The 12,121-nt window shown below is 48.1% G+C and carries 13 protein-coding genes; 8 read left to right on the plus strand and 5 right to left on the minus strand.

All coding sequences use genetic code 11. The features are described 5' to 3' along the window. The first annotated feature begins 1 nt into the window (after position 1). From MKX46_RS19435 to MKX46_RS19450, 4 genes are all read left to right on the plus strand, one after another. A complete protein-coding gene (locus MKX46_RS19435; RefSeq protein WP_023987016.1) occupies positions 2 to 841 on the plus strand; it encodes a carbohydrate ABC transporter permease in 840 nt (279 codons plus the stop codon). A 113-nt stretch (positions 842 to 954) separates the two neighbouring features. Then, the gene (locus tag MKX46_RS19440; RefSeq protein WP_341071915.1) at positions 955 to 2,067 is read left to right on the plus strand and encodes a rhamnogalacturonan acetylesterase; all 1,113 of its coding nucleotides are present in this window, start codon (positions 955 to 957) and stop codon (positions 2,065 to 2,067) included. A 72-nt stretch (positions 2,068 to 2,139) separates the two neighbouring features. Continuing rightward, positions 2,140 to 3,174 carry a glycoside hydrolase family 88/105 protein gene (locus tag MKX46_RS19445; RefSeq protein ID WP_341071916.1) on the plus strand — a complete coding sequence of 345 codons (1,035 nt, stop codon included), beginning with the start codon at positions 2,140 to 2,142 and terminating at the stop codon, positions 3,172 to 3,174. A gap of 51 nt (positions 3,175 to 3,225) precedes the next feature. Beyond that, positions 3,226 to 3,639, plus strand: coding sequence for a sensory rhodopsin transducer (locus MKX46_RS19450; RefSeq protein ID WP_341071656.1), 414 nt, complete (start codon positions 3,226 to 3,228; stop codon positions 3,637 to 3,639). A gap of 93 nt (positions 3,640 to 3,732) precedes the next feature. On the opposite strand, the gene MKX46_RS19455 is transcribed toward MKX46_RS19450, so the two are convergent. The 3 genes from MKX46_RS19455 to MKX46_RS19465 form a co-directional block, all read right to left on the minus strand. Then, a complete protein-coding gene (locus MKX46_RS19455; protein WP_341071657.1) occupies positions 3,733 to 4,692 on the minus strand; it encodes a DMT family transporter in 960 nt (319 codons plus the stop codon). A 217-nt stretch (positions 4,693 to 4,909) separates the two neighbouring features. Then, positions 4,910 to 6,226: a glutamate-1-semialdehyde 2,1-aminomutase gene (locus tag MKX46_RS19460; protein WP_274386683.1), complete on the minus strand. Its 1,317-nt coding sequence runs from the start codon at positions 6,224 to 6,226 to the stop codon at positions 4,910 to 4,912. 83 nt (positions 6,227 to 6,309) lie between these two features. Beyond that, positions 6,310 to 7,431, minus strand: coding sequence for an LCP family protein (locus MKX46_RS19465; RefSeq protein ID WP_341071658.1), 1,122 nt, complete (start codon positions 7,429 to 7,431; stop codon positions 6,310 to 6,312). Between the two features lie 103 nt (positions 7,432 to 7,534). Between MKX46_RS19465 and MKX46_RS19470 the strand changes: the two genes are divergently transcribed. Genes MKX46_RS19470 through bcp form a run of 4 tightly spaced genes read left to right on the plus strand, consistent with a single transcriptional unit; the run spans position 7,535 to position 10,673 of the window. Then, complete coding sequence (locus tag MKX46_RS19470) at positions 7,535 to 8,575, plus strand: ABC transporter ATP-binding protein (RefSeq protein WP_307352963.1); 1,041 nt, start codon at positions 7,535 to 7,537, stop codon at positions 8,573 to 8,575. Continuing rightward, a complete protein-coding gene (locus tag MKX46_RS19475) occupies positions 8,568 to 9,362 on the plus strand; it encodes an ABC transporter permease (RefSeq protein WP_069081078.1) in 795 nt (264 codons plus the stop codon). Before MKX46_RS19470 ends, MKX46_RS19475 begins: the two co-directional genes overlap by 8 nt. Positions 9,363 to 9,366: 4 nt before the next feature. Further along, positions 9,367 to 10,155: an ABC transporter permease gene (locus MKX46_RS19480; protein ID WP_025718032.1), complete on the plus strand. Its 789-nt coding sequence runs from the start codon at positions 9,367 to 9,369 to the stop codon at positions 10,153 to 10,155. 41 nt (positions 10,156 to 10,196) lie between these two features. Next, entirely contained in the window at positions 10,197 to 10,673 is a 477-nt protein-coding gene (bcp, locus tag MKX46_RS19485; RefSeq protein ID WP_029515756.1) for a thioredoxin-dependent thiol peroxidase, read from the plus strand. 68 nt (positions 10,674 to 10,741) lie between these two features. Here bcp and MKX46_RS19490 read toward each other — a convergent pair whose 3' ends face one another. Together MKX46_RS19490 and MKX46_RS19495 are read right to left on the minus strand one after the other, a co-directional pair. After that, positions 10,742 to 11,857: a GerAB/ArcD/ProY family transporter gene (locus MKX46_RS19490; protein ID WP_341071659.1), complete on the minus strand. Its 1,116-nt coding sequence runs from the start codon at positions 11,855 to 11,857 to the stop codon at positions 10,742 to 10,744. Between the two features lie 17 nt (positions 11,858 to 11,874). Beyond that, entirely contained in the window at positions 11,875 to 12,111 is a 237-nt protein-coding gene (locus tag MKX46_RS19495; RefSeq protein ID WP_029515754.1) for a hypothetical protein, read from the minus strand. Positions 12,112 to 12,121 lie beyond the last annotated feature (10 nt).

A 12,121-nucleotide genomic window follows, 5' to 3' on the forward strand; every position in this document is an offset into this window, starting at 1 on the left:
GATGGCATGGAAAACGGTCAAATGGCCAATTTATCACATACTGGTTGCTGCACTGGCGCTCCTGATGCTGTATCCCGTTTTTTGGATGCTGTTTAGCTCGTTTAAAGAAAGTCGGACGATATTCGTCACGGCATCCTCGCTTTTCCCTACAGAATGGATCTGGCAAAACTATGTAACAGGCTGGAAAGGAACGACTGGATACAACTTTGGCACGTACATTCTGAACTCGCTCACGATCGTGGTGATTTCAACGATTGGAGCCGTGCTTTCCTCCTCATTGATCGCATTTGGCTTCGCACGCTTGAAATTCAAAGGGCGTAACTTGTGGTTTGCTTTGATGATGGTGACGCTTATGCTACCAGGGGATGTGGTACTGGTACCGCAATATATTATTTTCACCAAGCTCGGTTGGATCAATACGATCTTACCGTTGGTGGTACCCTCCTTTTTCGGGATGCCGTTCTTCATCTTTCTGATGGTGCAGTTTATACGGACGATTCCAGCAGAGTTGGATGAAGCGGCGACGATTGACGGATGCGGCAAGTTCCGGCTGTATTTCAGAATTATTTTACCCTTACTCAAATCGTCGTTGGCTACAGCGGCAATCTTCTCTTTCTACTGGAAGTGGGAGGATTTGCTTGGTCCGGTACTGTATCTGAATTCGCCGGAGAAATATACCGTATCTATTGCACTCAAGATGTTCCTCGACAGCGAGTCGGCTTCCAACTGGGGAGGAATGTTCGCGATGTCTATCTTAAGCCTGCTTCCAGTTATCGCTGTATTCTTCGCATTCCAGAAGCAAATTGTAGAAGGAATGAGTACAAGTGGTTTGAAGGGGTAAGATCCAAAATCCATAGCGTGAGGATATGAAGCTTACGAGTGGAGATGGATGGCATCCGGGTTTATACAATTGAATGGACGGGACTTGAGGGCGATGGCTGAGAGGTGAGTAAATTGTGGAAGTTTGATTTTGGTCCGGGGGAACCTGCGGATGGCTACAAGGGAGTGTCTCCGGATTGCTTATATACAACTGAACAGGGCTATGGCTTCGAGACTACGGAGCATGTGTACGGTCGAAAAAGGCAGAGTGCAGCCAAGGATGCACGCACGCGGCTGCGAAACAGCTTTTGTATTCCACTAAACACTGCATTTGTTGCAGATGTGCCGGACGGAATGTATCTCGTCACTATACTGGTCGGCGATTCGCAGGCGGAAACGTTCACGCGACTCAAGGCTGGTGAAGGTAAGCACATGCTTCCCCCGGTACACACGCTGCCGGGCCAGTTCACCGAAGCCCTGTTTGCGGTGCCTGTCCGGGGTGGCAAGCTGCGCCTCACCGTATCAGGCACCGCGCCACGGCTCAATGCGCTGGAGATTACTCCAGCGCCACAGACCCTCCGGCTATTCCTAGCCGGAGATTCCACGGTTACGGATCAGGATGCATCCGGTTATCCGTATACTGGCTGGGGCCAGGCTTTGCCCGCCCTGTTCAAGCATGATGTCTGCGTGGATAATCATGCCGTATCGGGAAGAAGCTCCAAAAGCTTTGTGGACGAAGGGCGGCTGGGTGCCATTTTGGGCGAAATAAAGGCAGGAGACTTCCTGTTCATCCAGTTCGGCCATAATGATCAGAAGCCTGATCCTGAGCGGGCTACAGAGCCTTTTACAACCTACAAGGAGCATCTTCGCCTCTACATCGACGGCGCAAGAAGCCATGGAGCAACCCCGGTACTGGTCACGCCCGTACATCGTCGCTATTTTAATGAGGATGGTACGCTATCCGATACACATGGTGAATATGTAACAGCGGTTCGTGAGCTGGCGGAAGAAGCGAATGTACCGCTGATTGATTTGTCTGCCCGCACGCAGGAGTTATATGAGCAGCTGGGCCCAGAAGAGAGTAAAGAGCTTTTTATGTGGCTGCTGCCTGGTGAATACATGAACTTTTCCGGCGGCTTAGAGGATAACACACATTTTCATGAGAATGGCGCGGTTCGTATTGCAGACAAGGTGGTGGATGCTGTGAGGGAACTGGATTTGCAACCACTACGCATGTATTTACGTTGAAGGACGACCTTTTCATATACGGGCGTCAAGGAGGTAACTCACGTGAAACTGACCAAAGGGGGAGACGTGGAAATGCCTGCATTGATATTTGATGAAGAACAGGTTAAGCAGGTGATCGACCGGGTAGTAGAACGCACATTTCAAATGCACTACAGCTGGGATTGGCCGGGTGGAGTAGCCTTTTACGGAGTATGCGAAGCGTATGAAGCGACAGGGAACGAAAAGTATTTGATCCAGCTGAAAGAATGGGTTGACGAAAATATCGAGGATGGGCTTCCGTCTCTCTCGGTGAACGGTGTTTCTGTCGGGCACTGTTTGTTGACGCTTCATCAGGCTACAGGTGAGCAAAAATACCTTGATATTGCCATCGAGATGGCAGAATTCTTGGCCAAAAAGGCGGAGCGGTTTGCCGACGGCATTTTCCAGCATACGGTGAACTCACTTCATGATGTATTTCCGCAGCAAGCATGGGTGGATACGATGTTTATGGCCGGTTATTATTTGCTGCGCATCGGTCATCTGTTGGGCAACAAGGAGTATTGGGAGGAGGGGGTTCGTCAATATCACGGGCATGAAGAATTTTTGCAGGACCCGGATACGAATCTGTATTATCACGGCTGGGATCATGCGAATCAAAGCCGGATGTCAGGAATATATTGGGCGCGTGGCAATTCATGGGCAGCTCTCACGATGGCAAAAGCGCTTAAATTTGTGGAGGTGCAGCATCCATCTTATATGATCATCGACGGCTCGCTGCGTGACCAGCTCAATGCACTGGTGCGGCTGCAATCCCCCGAAGGGCTGTGGCATACGGTGCTGAACGATGATACCTCTTATCTGGAAACCTCGGGCTCGGCAGGAATCGCGACTGCCTTGCTTATGCAAGGGCGGTTGTTTAACAAATACACACAAAAGGCGATCGATGGTATTCTTTCCCGCATTAAGGAGGACGGCACAGTTACGGGGGTATCCGCTGGAACTGCTGTAATGAACGATATTGACGGCTATCGGAACGTTCCCTACAAACGCATTCAGGGCTGGGGTCAGGGATTGGCGCTTGCTTTTCTGGCTCAACTGTTGCGTACCAAGGAGAATCCGTACGGCTAGAAGAAGGGGCATAAGCGCCCAAAAGTAATTCGGGTAAAGGAGGTCGATAGCATGGGAGATACTGAACTTTTACAGGAGATTTCTCAGGAAAAGGCAGCTAATCAGCCGCGAGGCAGCCTATTCTGGGTCATCCCCGATGGGTATATTCCACCGGAAAGCCGGGGAGAGCTGCTCAGTCATGAGAGTATATGCGTGCTGAATTGTGGGAGCCGTGTGGCAAAGCTGAGTATAGACATCTATTTTGAAGACCGCGAACCATTGGAGGGATTGACCGAGGTGGTGGAAGGAAGACGAACCCGTCATATCCGAACAGCCTCGTTGGAGAAATCCGGCGAGCGGATTCCGACAGGCATTCCTTACGCAATCACGGTTACTAGCGATGTGCCCATAATCGTACAATATAGCAGATTGGACACGACACAGCCGGAATTGGCGTTAATGAGTGTCATGGCGTATCCGGTCTAGTCCGACGAGGACTATAGAGTTAAAAAAGAAATCTCCAGGCTGGAATTGCGCAGCTGGGAGATTTCTTTTTTGCAGGTAGATTAGTGTCTATTTTCAGCCCGTTTTTTGTGATTTTGCCGAAGTTGTTTTGAGCGGCGTGAAGTTTTTTCGCCCTCCGAAATTGGTACCCAGCACGCCGATAATGATCATCACAGCCCCGACAATGTGATAGTAGGCGAGCTGCTCCTTCAAAATGTAAGCACCGGCAATCATGGAAATGAGGGTGGATAAATTACCGATCACACTCATTTTGGAGGCTTCGATCCACTTCAAGGCAAAGCTCGATAACAGCGAGGTGACGAGGGTAGACAGAATGCCCAGATAAATCAGTGCCATCCAGTAACCAGGCTTCACCAGTGGAGCAGTATAGGCACTCATGGAGCCGTCTATGGCATGGTATCCCAGTGCGACCACGTTAAAAGCGATACATCCCAAAATAGAGGTAACGTAGGTCAATTCCATGGGGCTATACTTTTGTGTTAATGGACGTGCAAGCACGTTATAGCCGGATAGGCATATCGCAGAGAGCACAAGCAGAAGAATACCACCATAGCTACTGGATGCTAGCGGTGCTCCGCTTTTCATCACAAATATAAAAACCACACCAAAGACAGAGAGCAGTAAGGAAATCTTTTGGACTACTGTTGTACGCTCTTTAATAAAATAGGAAGCTAACAACAGCGTAAAGATGGGAACGGTTGCTTGAATAATTCCACCTTCCGATGAAGAAGTACTCATCAGCCCGAAGGCTTGCAGTGGAAAATACACTAAAGGGGAGAGCAGTGCCAGTGGTAAAATGCGCAAAATGTCACGCAACTTGATGTTGAGCTTAATCCAACCGAGCAGCACTGGAACGGTCAAAGCGATAAAAGACAGCGCAAAGCGGTGGGCGATCACATCCAGCGGGCTCGCCTCTGTGACCGTCAATTTTACAAATAAAAATGAAAATCCAAGTATAGCTGCATAGCTGAGAGCTGCTAGATAAGCGGCTCCATTTCTGGAACGACTGTGCATAATAAACCTCCGTAGTCATGACCTTAACCTGTGGTTCTCTCAATATACCCGGATGGCATAACATGAAACAATCCATAAAATCTACAACTGTACGGGTACAGTTGTGAAATAAAAAAAGCCGGAACGAAGTCCCAGAGGTCGAATACCCTTCCCTAAGACTACTTCCAGCTCTTATCCTATTCATGTTCTAGTCAAATTCTATCACTTACTGATTAGTTTACTTCCCTTGTGACATCGCCCGGAATGAATCGTCCGCCGCTTCCAGCGTAGCATCCACATCTTCGTCCGTATGCGCTGTTGTGAGGAACCAGGCTTCGTACTTGGATGGTGCCAGATGAATACCGCGATCCAGCATGTGACGGAAGAAGGATGCAAATGCTTCGCTATCCGTATCCTGCGCCTGCGCGTAGTTCGTGATCGGATGATCACAGAAATGCGTCGAGAACGCTCCACGAATACGGTTGATCGTCAATGGCACGCCGTAGCGTTCGGCAGAGGACTGAATACCGTCCGTCAGCCTCACAGCCAGACGTTCCATCTCTTCATACACGCCTTCTCCTTGAAGGACTTCAAGGCAGGCGATGCCTGACGAGATGGACGCCGGGTTGCCGGCCATTGTACCCGCCTGATAAGCCGGGCCGAGTGGGGCAACCTGCTCCATGATCTGCTTGCTGCCACCGTAGGCACCAATTGGCAGACCACCGCCCATGATTTTGCCCAGCGCGGTCAAATCTGGCTGAATCGCATCATGGTTGTCCAAACCTGCATATGTTTGGGTAGAGCCGAAGTGGAATCGGAATGCGGTAATGACCTCGTCATAAATGACAAGTGAGCCGTTCGCACGCGCCATGGAGCACAACCCTTCCAAATAACCGGGCTGCGGCATGACCATGCCGAAATTACCGACAATGGGCTCGACCATGACTGCCGCCACATCGTCGCTCCAGCGCTCCAAAGCTTGGCGCAACGCGTCGAGGTCATTGAATGGCACAGTAATGACCTCGCTCGCAATGTTGGTTGTAATGCCTGCACTGTCAGGTATGCCCAGCGTGGAAGGTCCGGAGCCAGCAGCTACAAGTACCAGATCCGAGTGACCATGGTAGCAGCCGGCAAATTTGATGATCTTGTTCCGCCCAGTATAGGCCCGTGCCACACGAATCGTCGTCATGACTGCTTCTGTGCCGGAATTCACAAACCGGACCTTGTCCATAGAAGGAATGGCTTCCTTCAGCATCTTGGCCAGTTTGATTTCCAATACCGTTGAGGTTCCGTATAATACGCCGTTCGCGGCCGCTTCGCTGATCGCCTTCGTAATATGGGGGTGAGCATGTCCGGTAATAATAGGGCCGTAGGCCGCCAAATAATCGATATACCGATTATCATCCTCGTCCCAGAAATGAGCGCCTTGGGCGCGTTTCATGAATACTGGAGCACCGCCGCCCACAGCTTTAAAGGAACGTGAAGGGCTGTTAACGCCCCCGACAATATGCTCCAGGGCTTCTTTATATAGTGCTTCGGAGTTTTCCCGTTTCATCTTCAAAAACTTCCTTTCCGTTCATTAAAATAGGGTATATACACGCCAAAGGGCAGCGTTCACGGCTGCCCCTGCATACATCATTATAGCTCTTTTTGACCTGTCTTTGTTGTTGATTGTTTGGAAGCATTCTCATCACTGGCTTTACTGCCCCCTGTAAAAGAGGCTTTATCCGTCTTGGTAGACGATGCACTGTCTGGCTGTTTCGTTTCGGTCTGATCCTTATTTTGTTCCTTTGTTTGTGTGGGTGGATTATTAAAAATATCCTGCACATACGTTTTCAGTTCTTCCGGATCGCGGACAGTAAGAACTGCCGCGCCGCCCACATTCTCTTCTCCGAGCATCTTCATCGGTGGAACCTGTTCGCTGCCTGCAAAGTTGCTTTGGTACCCCACATTCGCCAGCTTCCACATATCGTTAACACTGAGATTCGTGTCGATGTATGGGTTAACCTGCTCTAAAATGTTCGGCAAGTTGGCGATGGAAGTTGTGGTCTGCATTTTCTGGGCTACGGCCTCCAAAAATGCGCGTTGCCGTCCTGATCGGGAGAAGTCGGACATCGCATCGTGGCGGAACCGCACATATTGAAGCGCCGTGTTGCCATCCAGATGCTGCATACCCTTTTTCAAATCAATATCGTACTGATGTTTATCCGCATTACTTGTATAATGCATATCCTTTTCCACTTCAAAATCAATCCCGCCTACGGCATCCACCAGTTTGATAAAGCCCTGGAAATCCGTGTACACATAATATTGCACCGGAATGCCTAACAGATCGCCAGCCGTCTTCATGGCTGTGTTGGGTCCGTGAGTAATGGCGGTATTAATTCGATTTTTTCCGTAGCCGGGAATATCCACGTACGTATCACGCAAAATAGAGAACAGGTGGATTTTTTTCTTGACGGGGTCCAGTGACACGACCATCATGCTGTCTGATCGGGGAACTTCCCCTTTTTGGATACCGCGCCCATCGACACCCATTAGCAAAATATTGACCATATCGGTACCTTCCCACTTGGGCGGTTCTGGCGTACGAACCTGATCGACCTGCTTTACATTTTTGAAGGGGGAGTTAGCACCCTCTTTATGCAGATTATCCAGCTGATTATAAATGGATGTAAAATAGTACACGGCAAAGCCGACAATCGCGACGATAACCACGGCTAGAACCGACCATATCGTCCTTTTGGTTCTGCTTGTCATGGATGCTCTCCCTTTCGCTTTTCAGTTCATTACATTATAATTTCTTTTTGGAGCACAATCAATTTAACTATGGATTTTACAATTCCTGATTGAGAGGTATAACATGCTGGCAATTGATGTGCAGGATCTGCGCAAAACATTTAAGGTTCAAAAAAATCGCGAGGGCCTAAAAGGTGCCTTCCTTGATTTATTCGCCCGCGAATACAACGAGGTGGCCGCGGTCAAAGATATCTCCTTCCGTATTCCGCAAGGAGAAATATGCGGTTATATCGGTGAGAACGGCGCTGGAAAGTCCACCACGATTAAGATGCTGACAGGTATTCTCGTGCCGACATCGGGACATCTCAAGGTGGGCGGTTATGTCCCCTATGAGGAGCGCGAGAAATTTGTAGGCAACATTGGTGTTGTTTTCGGTCAGCGCAGCCAGCTTTGGTGGGACATCGGTGTGATCGAGTCTTTTCAACTACTGCGGAAAGTATATCAGGTTCCGGCTACTGACTTCAAACGCAGGCTGGATGAGCTGGTGGAGAGACTGCAATTGCAGGATCTGCTAAGCCGCCCGGTACGCAAGCTTAGTCTCGGGCAACGGATGCGCTGTGAGTTGGTAGCAGCTTTGCTGCACAATCCGTCCATTGTTTTTCTGGACGAGCCGACCATTGGGCTCGATATTATGGTAAAGTCCGAAATCCGCGAGTTTCTAAAGGACATGAACCGGGATTACGGTACGACTATTTTGCTGACAACCCATGATTTGCAGGATATTGAAGCGCTGTGCTCGCGCGTCATTATGCTGGATGATGGGAATATCATCTATGATGGTGGTCTGGAGGAACTGAAGGCACGTTGGGGGACAGGTCGAGAAGTGCGGTTTCAGTTCGGCACACCGACCCAATTGGAGCAATTACAGGCATGGACTGCTGATATGCCACTGGCTTGGACGGTGGATAACGATTTGGCTGCCAAGGTATGGATTCCTCTTCATATTAATGTATCGGATGTGCTCGCAAGCGTAGTCGGTCGCACGGACATTACGGATATCAAAATCATTGAAACCAACACGGATGATATCGTCCGTAGTATCTATCAGTCTGGCTCGGCGGAACGCCAGGGCAATCCGGTAGTGGAGGCCAAAGTTCATGCTTAGCGTATACACCGATTTTATTCGTATCCGATTTCTCACGATGCTGGCGTATCGTGTGAACTATTATTCAGGAATTCTTATTTATTCCATGAATATTGGCGTGTATTATTTCACATACAAAGCGATATATGGCGATGCGGGTAGCATTGGAGGTTTTACTGCTGCTCAGATGACGACGTATGTTGCAGTATCGTGGATGGCGAGGGCCTTTTATTTTAACAATCTGGATCGTGAAATCTCGACGGATATTCGTGATGGAAGCATCGCAATTCAGATGATCCGGCCTTATAACTATGTACTTGTTAAATTTATGCAGGGACTCGGCGAGGGGATGTTCCGTTTCCTGTTGTTTATGATTCCGGGCATGGCGATTGCGATGCTGTTGTTTCCGGTGACGCTCCCGAGTGACCCGGTAGCCTGGGTTGGTTTTCTGGTCATGCTGTTTTTCAGCTTTCTGATCAACACTCAGATCAATATTATTACAGGGTTAACGGCCTTTTTTATCGAAAATAATGAGGGCATGATGCGTATGAAGCGCGTAGTTGTAGATCTGTTTTCCGGGTTAATTTTGCCAATCAGTTTGTTTCCAGGCTGGCTGGCGACGATCGCCCAATGGATGCCGTTTCAGGCGATTACCTATTTGCCGGGCTCTGTATTTACGGGACGTGTAAAAGGCGTTGGCATTTGGAATGTACTGGGTATCCAAATCATTTGGCTGGTCGTTCTGCTCGTGCCGATGATCATCATTTGGCGACTGGCGCGCAGACGTCTGTTCGTGCAGGGAGGGTAAGCCGATGATGTACTATTTGGGTCTCATTAGCGAATATTTAAAAAATTACATGAAGTCACGGCTCACCTATCGGGCCGACTTTTGGGTAGAAGTGATTTCAGATCTGCTGTTTCAGGCCACGAATCTTATTTTTATCCTGGTTATTTTTATGCACACAGACAGTTTGGGTGGCTGGAGTGAAAATGAAGTCGTGTTCGTTTATGGATTTTTTATGGTTCCTTACGGACTATTCAGCTGTTTCGTCAACCTCTGGAACTTTAGCGAGCGTTATATAGTTAAAGGTGAACTCGACCGGGTCATGACCCGTCCCGCGTATAATCTGTTCCAGATTTTCCTTGAAAATGTGGACCCGCCCGCACTGGTCGGCTCAGTGATCGGTCTGATTATTATGGGGATCAGCGGGGCACAGATGGACTTGGCTATGGAGTGGTGGTTCATACCGGCGCTGATCATTTTGAGCCTAAGTGCCGTGGCGATCTATACGGGGATATACACCATATTGACTTCCCTTTCGTTTTTTTCGGATGCGCCGACAGGAATTATTCCGCTCATGTACAATATTCAGGGCTACGGACGTTATCCAGTAACGATCTATAACCGAGCCATTCAGGTTGTGCTGACTTGGATACTACCGTTTGCTTTTGTTGGCGTATATCCAGCCTCCCTGTTCCTTCACCGAGAGGACATGCGCCATATGGCGCTCTTAACTCCTGTGATGGGAATTGTCTTTCTGACCTTGGGCTTACTGGCATGGAACTGGGGAATTCGCCGCTACAGAGGGGCAGGCTCATAGGTCAGGTTATATAAGAACCCCACAAGATAGGAGATGATGAGATGTCCGCGGCATTTACCGTTATTGGGCAAGCGGCACCGGATTTTGAATTGCCTGGCAGTGAGGGAAAGCATGTTAAGCTGTCAGATTATCGAGGCAGTAGGGTGTTGATATATTTCTATCCCAAGGACTTGACCTCTAGCTGCTCGACACAGGCTTGTGATTTTCGGGATAAACATACGGAGTTTGAAGGTTTGAACACGGTGATTCTGGGGATAAGCCCTGATCCACTCAAGCAGCATGACAAGTTTATTGCCAAGTACGGACTCCCTTTTCAGTTGTTATCTGATGAAGAGCATCAGGTCGCTGAGACGTATGGTGTATGGCAGCAAAAACAGATGTACGGTAAGCAGTACATGGGCATTGTTCGGTCTACGTTCCTTATTGATGAAAATGGTATCTTAGTTCACGAATGGCGTGGTTTAAGAGTAAAAGGGCACATTGATGCTGCGCTGGCATACATTCAGGATATGGCGTAAGTGAAGAACAAAAAAACCTTTTGGAATCGGATTATGCTTCTTTAAGCATCGGTTTCAAAAGGTTTTTGTTAATTTTTGGATGCGTTCTGTCGATGCTTCCACCTTTGCTTGCAGAGATAAACACCCCATAAAACAAGCGGAATGATCAAGCCGTTTGTATAATGCCAGGTAGACATGGGATAAACAAGAGTTCTTACATAATAAAACACATTTGGGGTTATCAAAATGGTCATTCCAAACACAAGCGCTCCTGCGGGGATGACAAAGGAGCGGATATTAGAAATTCGGAATAGCTGGGTTGTTCCGAAAGTAAACGCGTAAAAGAAAAGGACACCTTTGAAATAGGCAGCAAGTGCCCAGGTTAAAGTTACTAACGATTCAACTCGTGTAATATAATTGAGCTCGTTAATCTTTGTTGTGAGAGCAGAAGAAATGTATGGACTATAATTGGTCACAAAGGGACCAACGACAAGGAGAGAGAGAAGCAGAAACACGCTAATCAGGAATCCGCCTATAAGAGAGGCGAGCAACATGTCCTTTTTAAAATGGGCTTTTTTGTTTACATAAGGAAAAACCATGAGCATAATAGACATTTCGGCAAAAGGCATAGCCACGCCTGGAACCATTCCTTTAGCAACAGGAGCTAACCCGTTTTCCAAAACAGGCCGTACATTAGAAAGCTGAATTTGTGGCAGGAGTGCAAGGATCAGACCAGAGAAGATTAATATATATGCTGGTAATAGCATCTCGCTAACACGACCGAAAACTTCAATTCCCATTAGCGCAGTAAGCACCATTAGGGAAATTCCCATAACGAGCAGGACATGCAGAGGGGTTTGTACAAATAACTGGGTAGTCAGGTAATCGCCTACCTCTCTAGCAATAAGAGCGGTGTTCATTAAAAAATAATACAAATACCAGCAGGAGACAATGGTTCCGAATACAGGCCCGAAAATTTTACGGATCGCTTCAATAAGTGTAAGGCCCGGGTAGAGTTCATGGACACGAAGGAGCACGTAAATAATAATTAAACCTAACGGTATGGACAGTATAGAGCTGATCCAGGCATCCTGATGAGCAATATGCGTAATCATAGTCGGATAAATTAAGAGCATATCCCCGATTAAACACATAAACATAAGGACAGTCACTTGCCGAACACTGATACGTTCTTTTTTTGACATTTGTGGCTGCCTCCCTTCTAAAAGCCAAATACATGTGAAATAAAAGCGTTAACAGGGTTATAGATGATCTCTATCAGAATCAGCGGACTTGGCGTAACCTCTAATTTGGCAGCAAGAATACTAAGCCATGTGCCTAATCCGAGCATAACGATGTACACGAACATATCCTTAAAGCGATGCTTTCGGTACAAGCCTGGCAAATCTTTGGCAGCGATGGCTAAGCCGATACAGATAATGATAGTGGTAATCAGCATGTCGATGCTC

The organism is Paenibacillus sp. FSL P4-0113 (assembly GCF_038009305.1).
In the GTDB taxonomy this organism is placed as follows: Bacteria; Bacillota; Bacilli; order Paenibacillales; family Paenibacillaceae; genus Paenibacillus; species Paenibacillus polymyxa_D.